Source organism: Enterococcus salsurae (assembly GCF_054784955.1).
Genome location: NZ_BAAHWY010000004.1, coordinates 20,657 through 36,524 on the forward strand (window position 1 = coordinate 20,657; position 15,868 = coordinate 36,524).

Here is a 15,868-nt window from a genome sequence, read left to right on the forward strand (position 1 = left end):
GACCGTTTCATTGGATTCATACTAGCATGGTTGCATACGGAGATAAATACAGATTTACGGTAGACCTATCGGTAAATCCGATCAAAAGGAGACCTGCCGCAAGTGAAGATTGGTGCACCGCAAAGCGTCAATACGTATTTATTCAGAGATTTTTATCGACAATATTTAGATGCGACCTATCACTTGCATGTGAGCGCCCATTGGAATCGAACGATTTACACGATGATCAATGCCTTTCATCTAGATATCGGGATTGTTTCTCGGCCCTATCAATCAAAACAAGTCACCACAGTGCCTTTACTGGACGAGCCGTTACTGATCGTTTATGATAATCGTTTCGCACAATATGAAGACATGGCGGAATTGAACCGAGGGGACCAAATCTATATTGGTTGGGGACCCGCTTATAAAGAGTGGTACCATCGCCATTGGGATACAACGATTCCCGCAAGAATGACGTTAGATTCCCCCGAATTGCTGATGGACTATTTGACAGCACCCCATACCTGGGCAATCGTTCCTCTATGCGTCTATCAAGATATTGCTGAAAAAAATGCCCATATCCGAACATTGCCCACAAAAAGTGCGGTCTACCGCCGTTTATATGTCATTTATCAATTTGGACAAGGAGAAGCCCGCAATCAAAAAATACGCAACTTTATCACTGATATGCAGGCATTTATTCGAGAACTAGCTGCAAAAGAACGTTGCAAATTGCCTAATGCGTCAATTGAAGCACTAAATCAGCCTTTGAGCCAGCATGAATAGACCACAACCAACTTAAGCGAGTTGGTTGTGGTCTATGTGTCGAAGGATATTTTCTTGCTTGCTGCCTCTCATGCTTTTGACCTATCTCTGGTTAGGACGCTTGGATAATCTGCTTGAAGCCTTCTTTCAACTTCGCATTCTCTGTTTCCGTGAAATACAAATAATCATTTTCGTTTCCTTGGTTTTGACTAGTGACCAACACAAGCGGACTGCCATTGTGTATCGTAAAGAAATAGACATGTTTGTCTAAATAATCTTGTGTTTCTGCGTCAGAATAGACCGCCACTAGGTTGTATGCCTCACTTGATTCTCCTGTATCAGACCAGGCAATGTCGATCGGTGTATCATCAATCACCGCTTGCCATTTGTCTGACCCGCTGAGGACACCATCTGGCAAAGCCAATCCGTATAAATCAACGTTGTTCCCAGGACTGTATGCTTGATACGTCTGCTCCATCTCTGCCCCCCAGTCCTCCATAAAACTGCGCAATTGCGCTGCCTTCGTTTCATTCCACAGTGTAGCTTGCGGGTTTGTTTCTGCCCCTGAGGTTTGCGTCGTACTCGTGGCATCTGTTGTACTGGTCACGGTGCTCGTTTCGGTAGATGATTGACTCGCGGTAGTCGATGAAAGGGACGATGCGCTACTTGTCTGACTGCTGTCGCTAGGGGAACTTGTTGCCGTATCACCACAGGCAGCTAACACGAAAAGAGAGGCTAGCAGCCACGTAGTTGTCATTTTTTTCATTCTACTCACCTCGTTTTTATTTACTATATCAATAGTGTACGACACTATATGCGATTGAACAAATGATAACAACGATACCAATGATGCTTTCTATTGACCTTCTGTTCTAAACGTGCAATAATAGCCTCATTATAAAAAAATCACCACCGGGTGATCCCAGTATGTAGACAACTCTTTAGGTCTTAGTAGAGTTGGCTAGATGCTTTTTTTTATGTGTAAGGAGGAATGTCAGATGACATGGATATATTTATTATTAGGTGGGTTATTTGAAGTTGTTTGGGCAAGTACGATGAAATTGAGTAATGGATTTAGTCAGCTTTGGTATAGTGTCCTCACAGTGATTGGCATGGTCTTTAGTTTTGGATTCTTAGCTTTGGCTGTCAAGCAATTGCCTTTGAGTATCGCTTATCCTGTATGGACAGGCATTGGTGCAGTGGGCTCGATCATCGTCGGGGTTATCTTGTTTAAGGATCAGTTGTCGCTGTTGACTTGGTTTTTCGTGGTCCTACTCATTGTCGGTATCTTGGGCATCAAATTTACGAGCGGTCATTGATTGATATCCGGTATGGCATGAGCTAGCTATAAACACCTCGTGGATGTATTGGGATTCACCTAAAGGTCTGTTCAGGCTTTTTTGCAGTTCACTTCATATGCTTAATCAAAAAAGGGCGAAGATTCGCCCTTTTTTTCTGCTATTTCAGCCCACGGCTTTGATCTACAGGGTATTTCAGGTTGTTTTTGATCAGCTTCTCTTGGATGATCTCATCGATATCCAAATTCAAATTATCAGCCAGCATATAGCTATAGATCAGCACATCTGCGATTTCTTCTTTCAAGTGTTCAAAGTCTTTCAACGCTTCCTCTGACGTTTTCCATTGAAAAATCTCCAGCAATTCTGCTGCTTCGATGGAGATCGACAAGGCTAAGTCTTTTTCGTTATGGAACTGTCGCCAGTTGCGTTCATCTCGAAATTGATTGATGCTGTCCATTGACCTATTTTTGTTTTCCATTCCTTCTCACGCTCCTACATTATCGGTGAACTATCTCTAGTTGTCTCTCACACAATACCCCATTTTTTATAAAAAGTCCTCAAGTGTATCCTACTGATCCGAACACAAACAAAGGTGCCTGACCTTACACGACCTAACGACCAAGTGACAAAAATGAAACGACTTATTCTTGCCAGGATATGCTATATTTTACACAACGCATTTGATTCACCCCAACATGAATCATGCCCTATCCGGGACTCAAGACGGATTACAGACGCTAGATATATTTGTACACTATATCATATATTATTCAGTAAACAGAAAGGATGAGAAGCATCGACATCAAAACCGTAAAAGGATTGACCGCATCTGAAGTCAAACACCGTGTGCAACGCGGTGCTGTCAACAAAACAAAAAAAGACCATGCCAATTCTTATCCTAAAATCATCTGCAGCAATATTTTTACTTTCTTTAATTTGATCAACACAGTGCTTTTCTTACTCGTTTGCCTCACAGGTGCGTATCAGAATGGGCTGTTCGTCTTCGTGGTATTCAGCAACGTCATCATCAACCTGTTCCAAGAAATCCGTTCGAAGCGAACTTTGGATAAGATGGCTCTGTTGAAAGTCGCTAAGGTCGATGTGTATCGTGACGGCACCCTAACGCAGCTGCCGATCGAAACACTCGTCCTTGATGACCAAATCCTACTGAAAAATGGGGATCAAGTCCCTACAGATGCGCAGGTCATCTCTGGGACGCTAGAAGTCAACGAGTCCTTGTTGACTGGCGAAGTAGATAGTATTTATAAACAAGCAGGTGATGCCTTATTTTCAGGGAGCTTTGTCACTTCAGGTGAAGCTGTCTGCCAAGTGATCCATGTTGGTGCAGACAACTATATCGAAAAAATCAATAAAGAAGCAAAAGCCAGCAAGCGCCAGACTTACTTGATCCAAGGGAGTTTGAATAGAATCATTCGCTGGATCAGTTTGATCTTGGTTCCACTATGCAGCCTGTTGTTCGCGAAACAATACTTCTTTTCTCACGCCCCCTTCGATACTGCGATTTTACGAACTGTAGCTGCAGCTGTAGGCATGTTTCCTGAAGGCTTATTCTTATTGACTAGTGTGACATTAACCATCAGTGCTGTCTATCTCGCACGACGCAAAGTATTGGTCCAAGAATTGAACTGTATTGACGCGTTGGCACGGGTCGATGTGCTCTGTTTAGACAAAACAGGCACGATCACCGAAGGAAAAATGACCGTCGAAAAAGTGATCCCGCTGACGGATTCAGCAGATATCCCGCTGATCACACAAAATCTATTGGCACAGCTACCTGACCAAAACCCGACTGCGCTTGCGTTGCGGGCGCATTATGACTCCGTTTCAACTTTTTCGATGCAACAAGTGACGCCCTTTTCTTCCGACCGCAAATATAGTTGTGTGACATTTGCAGAACAAGGCACTTACTTTATAGGTGCGCCCTCGATTTTACTCTCGCAAACGGACAAACAGCTTTTGCAAAATGAAAAACAATTTGCCGAAGAAGGCTATCGCGTGATACTCCTGGCCCATAGTCCTCACGCCTACGAGATCGATCAGTCCTTGACAGACATAGAAGCGCTGGGCTTTTTTCTCTTATCAGATACGATTCGCTCAGACGCTGAAGCTACCTTGGAATACTTCCGTTCTCAAGGTATTCAATGCAAAGTCATCTCTGGAGATGACCCAGTTACTGTCAGCCAAATCGCTAAGAAGGTCAATTTGCCCGGAGCTGCAAACTACATTGATGTATCTACTTTAACCGCTGTCGAATTAAAGGAAGCTGTTGGCAGGTATCAAATTTTCGGTCGTGTTACCCCGCAGCAAAAGAAAGAAATGGTGCTTTATCTCAAAGAACTTGGTCATACAGTGGCGATGACTGGCGATGGTGTCAACGATGTTCTGGCATTGAAAGCAGCGGATTGCTCGATCGCGATGGCGTCAGGTGTTGACGCCGCTCGACAAGTAGCGAATTTGGTGCTATTAGAAAACCAATTTGCGGCATTGCCATCCGTAATGGATGAAGGGCGCCGCGTCATCAACAATATTACCCGCTCAGGTTCATTGGTCTTGGTGCAAGTATTGTTCTCGATCATCATTACCATTGGTACCTTGCTTTCAGGGACTACCTATCCATTTGAACCGATTCAATTAACGATGATCAATGCCTGCTTTGTCGGCATCCCGACTTTCTTCTTGAACTTCGAGCCAGATTTCAAGCGGATCAAGGGAGACTTTATGACAACGATTTTCCAACAGGCTTTTCCGGCAGCGATGACCATCTCGATCGGCACCTTGCTGATCATCAATGTCGGGTATTGGTTCAATAGCAGCACGCAAGCCCTTTCGATCATGAGTATTATTTTTACGGCTTGGAATTATCGGTTGTTGCAAAGAAAAGTCTACCCACCTATCAATAAATATCGAACAACGATATTCTTTTGTACCCAATTTTTCTATTTTGTTGCTTTGATCATCGGGCAAAACCTCTTTAATTTAGGCAACACAACCTACATGAATCTCATCTTGCTGATTGCTTTATTGAACTATGCCACGTACATGCAGCGATTTGTTGAACGATGGATGAAACAGTTGATGCGTCAATACAAGAAAAAACGTGCGCTGCCGAAGATATCCAAAGTATAAGCCCCAATGAAAAATAGTCCGATACGCCCTCATGTTTGAGGGGGATCGGACTATTTTTACGTACAACTAGCTGTTGTGTACCACCAGTACACTTTCGATACCTGCTGCCACTTCATCATAGCCTAGATAGTGCAAAATCGATAATTCCTTTTCAACATCACGAATCGTAAATTGGGCTTTCTTGTCGATAACTTGTTGGAAAATATTGCCGCAAATTTTTTCATACATATAGGTTGTATCATTGGTATATTCAAGCAATTGAGCCAACAGCTTAGGCCCGTAAGTATAATCTTTTCTGATCGCTACCAGCAAAATCAACGCATTCAATAGAATATGAGAGAACTCACTATGGATAGCCGACTCTTTGATCAATGAATGGATTCGACGATTCAACCGATTCAAAATACCATAAATATAATCATTCGTAAAAGCGAACATGCAACTGCCAAAAATCGATATTTCAAATTTCCCCCACGTGTCGATACTATTTAAATAGGTTTGGATGTACGCAATCCCTGATTGACTGCCCTCTATTGTTTGATGCTTCATATAATTGTATTCAATCGCAAATTGTTCTTTTTTGATCTGAAAAAAAACATCTGCTGTTTCTGCATATTGCGCTGCTAATTGTTGCTGCAACGCTTGGTACTTCTCATCAGTTGGATGCATTAAAGCTTGACGAAACAATCGATCATACGCTTTTTTGCTATCCATACTTGGCATATCTAGACGACTAAGGTATTCTTCATACGTCACATTGAGTTTTGACAAAATTTGCGTCAGTTTTTCTGAAGACATTGATGTCCCTCTGAGTTCAAATTTGTTCAACGCTTCTCGACTCATGATCCCCTCTGCCAGCTTGGCAATCGTAAACCCGCGCTCTTCCCGCAACGCTTTCACCACTTCATTACTTTCCATCCTGCTTCTCCTTCATTTAAGGTACATTTCATCACATTTCGAACCAAGTATACCTTAACTTACGTATCCTTGGTATATAAACAATACAGTTTGTGTGGGAGTATAAATGATAACTGTTATTTCATTGGGAAATTTGTTCCTATAAATGGATAGTTTAAGAGGGGTCTTAGGCTGTTTCATTTGGTAAAACAATCACTTATTAACCATTTCTAAGTCGTATATCCAAATAATTTACTGTTATAAATTGTTTTGAATCGTTTAGAAAAACTTCTCGCAATCTTGGTTTATTGTTTACAACTATCATCTATACCAAAAAAGCCGCAACCTTTGATTACAGGATCAAGGAAGCAGCTTTTTTGTGTAGGCACATGTATTCATTTTTCAGTCTGCAGGTCTTACGCAAACATCTTCTTCGCCGCACGAGCCAACGTTTTCAAATCTTTGTCATAGCGTGGCGTAGGGACCAACCGTGACATTGGAATGCCGGCAAAGTGGAATGCCGCAATTTCCCCAGAACGGACAGCACTTTGTTCTGTGAAAATCATTTGATAGGGTTGTTCCACAAATTCCCCTGTGAAAGCCAGATTGGTGGAATGAGCTGGAATCACTTTTGGCCGATCGCTTTTGGCACGATTGTTGAACAATGCAGAGGCATACGGCATATACACAGGAATATTGTTGATGACACTATCCATGATCAATGCTTCTTTGTCTCGAATATTGCCCGGTCCGGGATCGACTTTAGACAACTGGCCAATCAATTCTTGCACCATTTCTTTCCCAGTCATTTCGATATACGGTTTAGTCACGAATTCCCCTACCCGACGCGGATATAAGAAGTACCCCCAAATGACGGTTTCATTCGGTTTTTGACTGGTGAAGTGCGGTTGGTGATGAACCACGATCGACATATTGACATCTTTTTGGTGCAAAGGCGAAATTGGCGTTGTGGAAATAAATGAATTCAAGGCATTCCCTGGTTCTTGTGTAGTGATACGTGTGATTTCATTCAGCAATAGATGGTCTTTGGTCGTCAAAGTAAAGCTGACCCACTCGCTCGCATCACGATCTGCGAAAAATTTATCCGGGGTACCCAGATTATAAAACTGCTCAGCCGCTTTCTTCCAAAGACTAGAGGCTGCACCGTAATCCATATTTTCTGCAGCGGGTGTATCAAAATCACCTAATGTCGCTGAATCAGTGATTGACCCATTGGTAAAGATAACAGCTGTATCATCATCAACTGCAACATACTCTTCTTGATTGGTCGTCACATTCAACATGTGCAACCCAGTCACAGTGATTTCATCTTGCATCGTGGTGTCTTTGAACGACCAATCTGTGACTAACCGATCGAGGACGATGTGGCACCCTTGTTCTTTCAAGTAATTGATCAAAGGCAGCATGATGCTTTCATATTGATTGTAGCGTGTCCGATTGACCCCCACTAAATGCTCGATTTGTGTAAATTCGTAAATCATTTGGTGCATATAGCGCCGTAATTCTTGCGCGGAACTCCGGGTCCGAAAGGCAAACGTTGTTTCCCACATGTACCAAAAATTGGATTCAAAAAAGGCTGGATCTTCTTTGAAGTATTCGGCAATGGTGACATTGTCTAATTTTTCTTCTTCACTGTCAGGCATCATGATCATTTGTGTCAGCAACATACGGCTTTTATTGTTCAAGCCTAAGTGACCGCCATCAATGATCCCCTTGCCGCCTTCCAATAGTCTGGCTTTATCAAATGTCCGATGTTTCGCATCAAAATCGCGGGTATCTTCTGCAGCGGTCATGTTTGGTTCCGTCGCAGAAGGAATCCGATCCAACAGATCCATCAAGTCCACGTAGGTTCGATAGTTTAACATGCGGCCGCCTCGGGCCACATACCCTTTTTGATTCTCCATAGGATGATTCTTGTTCCAGTATTCATCTGTGACATCCCTAGTAGGTGCCCCATCATTTGATCCATGATCGTCGAGAGAGTAAAACGTGATTTGGTCGCCTTGCCATTTGCCTTCTTGAATCAGGTAAACTGCGGCTGCCATATTGGATAATCCTGCACCGATCATGATTGCTTTTTTCTTTTGCATTGCGCTTCCTCCTATTTATACATCTTGCTCAACTTCCAGTTAATTCAATGTTGAATCATATTCATCGTATAACCAAGCATCATCTTCAAAGAAACCTGTCTTCTTCGCTAGATATCCTGCACCAGCTGCAGCGATGCCTAAACCGATACTTAATAAGATCATTTTTTTCTTCATGTGATTTCGCTCCTTCGTGATTATTCTATGTCTTATTCAACTTACGGGTTCATCGTAGTCCTTAGGAGGAAAAAGTTCAAATGATAGCCTATGTGATTTTATGGTTATTAGACATATTGGGTGATTTGTCAAAAAAAGACGCCTGTAAAGACACGATCGGCGGAAACCAACCAATTCCCGTAAGCTTGCGACGCGCTCAGGCCATTTCTTTTTTTATTCCCCAAATCAGTGGTTTTCCATTATACTATGCTTAATAAACACAGTTGAGATGACGAAAAAATGAAATAGTTTGGAGGGGAACTATGATCGATTCATTTGTTGATTTACTCATAAAATACGTCATCGCAAAAACCGATTGGGGGCAAAAGACGATCCCTGCACATACGACACTTTTATACGAAGGCGATGTGGCAGACAACTTATACTTTATCCATTCCGGGGCGTTACGGCTTTGGCATAACGATGACGGCAAAGATATTACCTTTCAGTTTTTCTTTGAAAATCAAATCGTAGCCTCATATGAAAGCTGTTATTTAGAAAAACCAAGTTTATTTTCGATTGAAGCAATTGAAGACACAGAATTGCTGCTATTGAAAAAAGCAACATTGGAGACTTTTTTGCAGAACAATCCTGCGTTGATGCGCGTTGTCATGAATCAGCTATCAGAACGATTCATCGCCTATACAGAATATTTCTTATCAAGAATCAAAGAATCCCCAGAAAAACGCTATATTTCTTTGAAAGAACATGATCCCCAGCTGATCAAGCGGGTGCCCGATCACTATATCGCTTCTTTTCTAGGGATAACGCCTGTCTCTCTAAGCAGAATCAAAACACGCATCAAGTAAGCGAGATTATCTTATGTTAATTACATCCCCCAGCTTTCTCCTTATACTTTATTCATCAAAGCATAAAGGAGATTTCTATGAAAACACTTATTATCTACGATCATCCATACGATAGAAGTTACAACCACGCCATTCTTGAGTCAGTGATCCAGGGCATAACGAAAGCAAACGGGACCTACGAAGTAATCGACTTAGGAAAAGAAGCATTTGACCCCGTCATGACTTCCGCTGACTTGTTAGCCTTCGTGAAGCATCAAGCGGTTGATCCCAAAGCCTTTGGCTATGCACAAAAAATCAGCACAGCGGATCACCTCGTCTTCATTTTTCCGATTTGGTGGGAACTGATGCCGGCGATGACCAATGGATTCATCGATAAAGTTATTTTCCCTGGCTTAACCTATACGTATAAAGAAAATGGCCTCAGTATGGTTAGTCTGTTGCCAAAATTGCAGTCTACGACCATCATCACGACGATGAACACACCAAAGTTGATGTATAATTGGACTTATGGCAATGCACTCAAAAAAGCCCTGATCAAAGGCACCTTTCAGAAAACAGGGATGAAGAACGTCAGATGGCTAAGCTTCAATATGGTCAAAATTATCAACGATAAAAAACGACAGCACTGGCTGCAGCAAGTGGCGCACATCTTTGCTGGTAAATAAGTGAGCAGATACAATCAAGCACCCACAGAAGTTCGGTGGAATCGCCAACTTCTGTGGGTGCTTTTGGTTAATGATATGATCAACAATTAGTGCCTTCAAGTATCTACCTAGTACGAAAAATATGGCTTGTCAGATTCTAATTTTTGCTCAATGGCTTTTTGTTTACTGCGCTATCGGATGTGTAAAATCACGTTCAATTCTTAACTAGCTTTCCTCTTATTATAAATATCAAAAGCCACCGCAAACAATAGTACTGCACCTTTAATCGCTTGTTGCCAGTCAACACCAATTCCTAAAAGAGACATGCCATTATTTAAGACACCCATAACCAAACCACCCACGATTGCACCTAGGACAGTCCCAATACCTCCATAAGCTGATGCACCACCAATGTAACAAGCCGCGATCGCATCCAGCTCAAATCCGTTTCCCGCTGTTGCCGTAGCAGCATTTAACCTAGCTGAAAAAATAAGACCCGCAATGGCAGACAAAATCCCCATATTGATAAACATAAAAAATTTGATTTTTCTTGTGTCAACACCTGATAAAGCTGCTGCTTTTTCATTTCCTCCGGTCGCGTAGATGTATCGACCAATGGTTGTCTTATTCGTCAAAAACCGATATACCACGACAAGAAAAGTCAAAATAATCAGCACATTGGGAAAGCCCTCATAACTAGCCAAGACATAGGTAAACCATGAGATCATCAGAGTCATCAATCCAATTTTTGCAGCAAATATTGACATCGAATCTACAGGAAAACCATAACTTATTTTCTTGTTACGATTTTTCAGCATAAACAATGTAACGATAAGAATAGCCATCAAACCAAGAAGTAAAGTCGATAACTTTAACCCTGACACTACGGCTATCTGCGGAATAAAACCAGCACTGAGCATTTGAAAAGCGGCAGGAAAAGGTGATAGTGATTTACCGTCTAAGACAACGATTGTCAATCCACGAAAAATCAACATACCCGCTAATGTAGCTATAAATGCCGGCACCTTCACATAAGCAATCCAAAACCCTTGAAATGCGCCAATTGTAGCACCAACAAGCAGACACAGCAAAATAGCTATTGGTGTAGACATGTTCATATTGATTGTAAAAATTGCAGATAAGGCGCCTGTAAACGCGACAACTGAGCCTACAGATAAATCAATATCACCAAGAATGATCAAAAGTACCATACCAATTGCTAAAATAAGGATATAGCTATTTTGCAGAATGATATTTGTAATGTTCAGTGGTCTTAGCAAAACACCGTTACTTAATAGTTGAAAAGCAACCATGATCAGTACCAAGAAAAAATACATACTATATTTTTGAAAGACTTTCTTAATGACAGCAAAGACCTGTTCTGCTGCCATCAACTGTTTATTTTGTGATCCTTTCTTTTCCAACCTTAGACCCCCACCTTATTCGTCATTTTTTCCATCAATGATTCTTGTGTCGCTTCTCCTCTTTTAGATTCGCTCGTAATCCGTCCATCATTCATTGTATAGATACGATCACACATGCCTAGAATTTCCGGCAGTTCAGAGGAGATGATACACACTGCTTTCCCTGCCTTGGCCATTTCTTGTATGATCAAGTAAATGTCATATTTTGCACCCACATCAATGCCACGGGTTGGTTCGTCTAAAAATAAAACATCTGGTTCAGACAGTAGCCATTTGGCAAGAACGACTTTTTGTTGATTGCCGCCACTCAAGCTTCCTACTTCCTGAAATACATCACGACTTTTTATACGCATTTTTTCTTTATAGTATTCTGATTGCTTGATTTCTTGGTTCTCATCAATCACAGTGGCTTTTGCACGTTTATTCAAGCTTGCTAAAGAAATATTTTCATTGATTGTTTCAATCAAAACCAGACCGTTTCCTTTTCGGTCTTCCGTCGCGTAAGCAACGCCTGATTCAATTGCTTTTTTTACATTAGACAGTTTGATTTCCTTACCATCTTTGAATAATTGCCCACTGATCTTTGCGCCATAACTCTTGCCAAAGATGCTACGGGCAAGTTCTGTTCTTCCTGCACCCATTAACCCGGCAATACCAATAATCTCGCCTTTTCGGATAGTTATATGAATATCATCAAGAATTTTGCGCGCTGTATGTGTTGGATGATACACAGACCAATTCCTCACTTCAAAATACGTATTTCCAATCACTGGCTGATAGTCTGGATAACGATTTTCTAAACTTCTGCCTACCATTCCTTTAATGATTCTCTCTTCGCTCAAATCGCCTGTCTCAGCATGTAACGTTTCTATTGTTTCTCCGTCTCGTATGATCGTGACTGAATCAGAAACTGCCATCACTTCATTTAATTTATGAGAAATAATAATACAAGTGATCCCTTGTCTTTTAAATTCAAGTAATAAATTCAATAAATTTTCACTATCATCTTCATTGAGCGCTGCAGTTGGCTCATCTAAAATCAATATTTTTACATTTTTTGAAATCGCCTTGGCTATCTCTACAAGTTGTTGCTTCCCTACCCCAATATTTGTGATCAGCGTATTCGGCTGTTCGCTCAAGCCAACGCTTTCCATTATTTCTCCAGTTTTTTTGATGGTTTCATCAAAATCAATGAATCCATGACGGGCTATCTCATTCCCCAAAAAAATGTTATCTGCAATAGATAAGTAAGGAATCAGTGCTAATTCTTGATGGATAATCACGATGCCCTCTTTTTCACTATCTTTGATTCCCTTGAACTGACAAAGCTGCTTGTTAAAAATAATTTCTCCTTCATAATCACCATAAGGGTACACCCCGCTAAGCACCTTCATCAGTGTCGATTTTCCTGCGCCGTTTTCACCACATAATGCATGGATCTCTCCTTGTTTGACTTTCAAATTCACTCGATTCAGCGCTTTAACACCAGTAAATGCTTTCGTAATATCCTTCATTTCAAGTATAAATTCTGACATGTTCTTCCTCCTGCTAAAGATGACAAAGCGAATAACCATGATACATGAACGCGATCATTTCTTTTCACTGAATATCTGATTCAAGCAAATAACCGCTATCGATCAAAATTTCTTGATAATTCTGACTGTCGACAGCAATAGGAATCAATAAGTTTGTTGGCACGATCTTTGTATTGTTGTCATATGTTTCACGATCATTCACTTCGACTTCTTCACCCGTCAGTATTTGATCAACCATTTTTGCGGTCACATCTGCTAATTTTTGCGTGTCTTTGAAAACAGTCATAGACTGACCACCTTCAATGATTGATTTAACAGAAGCTGTCTCCGCATCTTGACCAGTAATCACCGGCATTGACCGTTCATTGGTGCCATAACCGACACTTCTTAAAGAAGAAACAATGCCCATCGCTACTGCATCGTTCGGTGCCAATACAGCATCCACGTGATCTTCTGTATAACTTGCGCTTAGTAGATTGTCCATCCGCGCTTGTGCAGTAGCACCATCCCAGTTTTGTATGGCGATTCGACTAAATTCAGTTTGTCCACTTTTAACATTCAAAACACCTGCGTCAATATAGGGTTGCAACACTGATAAAGCCCCATTGTAAAAAAAGCGGGCATTGTTATCATCTGGTGCACCGCCAAATAATTCAATATTAAATGGACCTTCTTGGTTGTCTAAGTCTAATTCATCGACAATATAACTACCTTGCAAAATCCCAACCCCAAAGTTGTCAAAAGTTGCATAATAGTCAACACCTTCTGCATTCATAATCAATCGATCATATGCTATGACTGGAATGTCTTGACCTTTTGCTTTATCTACGACGTCCGTCAACGCTTCACCGTCAATTGATGCGATGACGATCACATCTACCCCTTTGGTAATCATATTTTCGATTTGTGACACTTGGGTAGGTACTTGATCTTGTGCATACTGGATGTCCGTTTCATAACCAAGTTCTTTAAATTTCTCGACCATGTAGTCCCCATCTTTTTCCCACCGTTCCAACGCTTTAGATGGCATGGCGATCCCTATTGTTTTCGTGGATTCCTCATTGGAACTGCATGCTGCTAAAAAGATCAATAAGCCAGCCAAAAATAGCTTTAAGATTCGTTTGTATCTCTTTGTCATTCGTTCTTGACGATTCTTCATATCGGTCATTTCCCCTTTTCATCCTTAAAATTTTCTATCATTGTTGCTCACATGCAGAATTCTATTGACGTATAAGGTATGCATGTTTTTAAAAATTTGCCACTGCCAAAAAATAGTGAATAGAAACCAGCGACTTGCCATCATCATTACCTAGGAATGAAGTGTCTTCCCCGTTCGTCCTCATGAAAGTTCGTTACGACTTGTTTATAAATGGTCAACTATGACTGCCTATTCTCGTATGGTCCATTTCATGTGTACGTTTCTGCCTATTTTTGCGTCCTTCTGCGCATAAAGGAACGCAAAGAAAAAGACATCAGACAAGATTGTCCAATGCCTTTGACATAGCAAAATAAGCGTCTAGCAACTCGTGAAATTTTCCTCATAAAATACCGATTTCGCCTTGATGCTACTAGAAATCACGGGTATTTTTAGGTACAATAAACACGTTGATGCTTTGGCGTCAACTATGGCAACTTGATTGGTCAACCTACTTAAGGTGTGTGACTGATCAGGGCCTCGTAACAGTATTGCCGTACTGTTATGAGGTGCCTATTTTTTTTGGTTTCTATTCGGTATTAGTGTAGCCGATTTTGGAAGGGGTTGCAAGCGAACAAGGATGGAAATTCAATATATTTATCAATAAAAAGGTTAATACTATTCTTAATTTACGAAAATTGACTACACGGGTGGGAACAGCGTAAGTTGGGAGAAATGCTAGAAGATAAAACAATTTTAGAACAAAGTGATGGTAATCATGGAGAACTATACCCAAAAAGTTCAGAATTTGCTAAGGAAGGTATACCATATCTGTCTGCTAGCAACATAATTGACAATAATATAGATTACCAAAACGTTAAATATTTACCACTATTAAGAGCAGAACAATTTAAAAAAGGAGTAGCTAGAGATGGGGATATATTATTGGCACATAATGCCACTGTTGGCCCTTCTGCATTATTAAAAATCAATCTTCCATTTGTAATTTTAAGCACCACTTTAACACTATACAGAATCAATAAAGATAAAATGGATAATCTTTTTTTCTTAAGTATAATTCGATCAAATAAAGTTCAAAATCAGCTAAAAAAAATGATGAAACAAACTACTAGAAATCAGGTACCAATACTTGCGCAAAGAACTATAGATATTTTTTATCCGAAAAACTTAAAAGAGCAAGCAAAAGTTGGGGAATTTTTCAAACAATTCGACGACACTATTACTCTTCATCAGCGTAAACTAGAGCAGCTAAAACTGTTGAAACAAGCTTTTTTGCAAAAGATGTTTGTCAATCAAGGGAATGTTCCTGAGTTGAGATTTGCTGATTTTAGTGAAGAGTGGGAAAAGCGTAAGCTAGGTGAGGCAGTACAAATTACTATGGGCCAATCTCCAAATTCAGATAACTATACAGAAAATTCACTTGATCATATTTTGGTTCAAGGAAATGCCGACATGAAAAATAATAGAGTTGTACCGAGAGTTTGGACGACGCAAATTACAAAGCAAGCAGAAAAAGGTGATTTGATTTTAAGTGTTCGCGCTCCAGTCGGTGATATTGGAAAAACTGATTATGATGTAGTTCTAGGACGTGGGGTCGCAGCAATTAAAGGAAATAATTTTATTTTTCAGCAACTTGGAAAAATGAATGAGGAAGGATTTTGGAATAGATTTAGTACGGGCTCAACATTTGAAAGTATTAACTCAAATGACATTAAAGAAGCTCTAATTAATATTCCAAATGAAGAAGAGCAAAAAAAAATCGGCAGTTTTTTCGATCGGATCGACGACACTATCACCCTTCATCAAAAAAAGCTGACTTACCTTAAAGAATTAAAAAAGGCATTTCTACAATTCATGTTTATCTAAAAATAAATCTTCACATTCACC

At 40.6% G+C, this 15,868-nt stretch carries 13 protein-coding genes and 1 pseudogene; 6 read left to right on the top strand and 8 right to left on the bottom strand.

Annotation, left to right across the window (positions count from 1 at the left end):
• Positions 1–102 precede the first annotated feature (102 nt).
• Positions 103–768, top strand: coding sequence for a LysR family transcriptional regulator substrate-binding protein (locus ACYVRS_RS10250; RefSeq protein WP_461203303.1), 666 nt, complete (start codon positions 103–105; stop codon positions 766–768).
• Between the two features lie 91 nt (positions 769–859).
• Here the strand turns inward: ACYVRS_RS10250 and ACYVRS_RS10255 are convergent, their stop codons facing one another.
• Complete coding sequence (locus tag ACYVRS_RS10255) at positions 860–1,513, bottom strand: DUF4767 domain-containing protein (protein ID WP_461203304.1); 654 nt, start codon at positions 1,511–1,513, stop codon at positions 860–862.
• A 232-nt stretch (positions 1,514–1,745) separates the two neighbouring features.
• Between ACYVRS_RS10255 and ACYVRS_RS10260 the strand changes: the two genes are divergently transcribed.
• Positions 1,746–2,066, top strand: a complete 321-nt coding sequence (locus ACYVRS_RS10260) for a DMT family transporter (RefSeq protein WP_054115948.1) — start codon at positions 1,746–1,748, stop codon at positions 2,064–2,066.
• A gap of 139 nt (positions 2,067–2,205) precedes the next feature.
• On the opposite strand, the gene ACYVRS_RS10265 is transcribed toward ACYVRS_RS10260, so the two are convergent.
• Positions 2,206–2,523 carry a nucleotide pyrophosphohydrolase gene (locus ACYVRS_RS10265; RefSeq protein ID WP_461203305.1) on the bottom strand — a complete coding sequence of 106 codons (318 nt, stop codon included), beginning with the start codon at positions 2,521–2,523 and terminating at the stop codon, positions 2,206–2,208.
• 308 nt (positions 2,524–2,831) lie between these two features.
• Here ACYVRS_RS10265 and ACYVRS_RS10270 point away from each other — a divergent pair, with 308 nt between their 5' ends.
• Positions 2,832–5,192 carry an HAD-IC family P-type ATPase gene (locus tag ACYVRS_RS10270; RefSeq protein ID WP_461203306.1) on the top strand — a complete coding sequence of 787 codons (2,361 nt, stop codon included), beginning with the start codon at positions 2,832–2,834 and terminating at the stop codon, positions 5,190–5,192.
• Positions 5,193–5,258: 66 nt separating this feature from the next.
• On the opposite strand, the gene ACYVRS_RS10275 is transcribed toward ACYVRS_RS10270, so the two are convergent.
• The 3 genes from ACYVRS_RS10275 to ACYVRS_RS10285 all read right to left on the bottom strand — a co-directional run bounded on the left by ACYVRS_RS10275 (position 5,259) and on the right by ACYVRS_RS10285 (position 8,374).
• A complete protein-coding gene (locus ACYVRS_RS10275; protein WP_312542215.1) occupies positions 5,259–6,110 on the bottom strand; it encodes a helix-turn-helix domain-containing protein in 852 nt (283 codons plus the stop codon).
• Between the two features lie 395 nt (positions 6,111–6,505).
• The gene (locus ACYVRS_RS10280) at positions 6,506–8,200 is read right to left on the bottom strand and encodes an oleate hydratase (RefSeq protein ID WP_312497674.1); all 1,695 of its coding nucleotides are present in this window, start codon (positions 8,198–8,200) and stop codon (positions 6,506–6,508) included.
• A gap of 39 nt (positions 8,201–8,239) precedes the next feature.
• Positions 8,240–8,374: a hypothetical protein gene (locus ACYVRS_RS10285; protein ID WP_054115942.1), complete on the bottom strand. Its 135-nt coding sequence runs from the start codon at positions 8,372–8,374 to the stop codon at positions 8,240–8,242.
• 302 nt (positions 8,375–8,676) lie between these two features.
• Here ACYVRS_RS10285 and ACYVRS_RS10290 point away from each other — a divergent pair, with 302 nt between their 5' ends.
• Positions 8,677–9,222 carry a Crp/Fnr family transcriptional regulator gene (locus ACYVRS_RS10290; protein ID WP_461203307.1) on the top strand — a complete coding sequence of 182 codons (546 nt, stop codon included), beginning with the start codon at positions 8,677–8,679 and terminating at the stop codon, positions 9,220–9,222.
• A gap of 77 nt (positions 9,223–9,299) precedes the next feature.
• The gene (locus ACYVRS_RS10295; RefSeq protein ID WP_461203308.1) at positions 9,300–9,887 is read left to right on the top strand and encodes an NAD(P)H-dependent oxidoreductase; all 588 of its coding nucleotides are present in this window, start codon (positions 9,300–9,302) and stop codon (positions 9,885–9,887) included.
• 200 nt (positions 9,888–10,087) lie between these two features.
• Here ACYVRS_RS10295 and mmsB read toward each other — a convergent pair whose 3' ends face one another.
• The 3 genes from mmsB to chvE all read right to left on the bottom strand — a co-directional run bounded on the left by mmsB (position 10,088) and on the right by chvE (position 13,963).
• A complete protein-coding gene (mmsB, locus tag ACYVRS_RS10300; RefSeq protein WP_461203427.1) occupies positions 10,088–11,257 on the bottom strand; it encodes a multiple monosaccharide ABC transporter permease in 1,170 nt (389 codons plus the stop codon).
• Between the two features lie 35 nt (positions 11,258–11,292).
• Entirely contained in the window at positions 11,293–12,825 is a 1,533-nt protein-coding gene (gene mmsA / locus ACYVRS_RS10305; protein WP_461203309.1) for a multiple monosaccharide ABC transporter ATP-binding protein, read from the bottom strand.
• Positions 12,826–12,889: 64 nt separating this feature from the next.
• The gene (chvE, locus tag ACYVRS_RS10310) at positions 12,890–13,963 is read right to left on the bottom strand and encodes a multiple monosaccharide ABC transporter substrate-binding protein (protein ID WP_461203428.1); all 1,074 of its coding nucleotides are present in this window, start codon (positions 13,961–13,963) and stop codon (positions 12,890–12,892) included.
• Positions 13,964–14,680: 717 nt separating this feature from the next.
• Between chvE and ACYVRS_RS10315 the strand changes: the two are divergent.
• Positions 14,681–15,847 (top strand): annotated as a pseudogene (locus ACYVRS_RS10315) (restriction endonuclease subunit S); the annotation flags it as partial.
• Between the last annotated feature and the right edge of the window lie 21 nt (positions 15,848–15,868).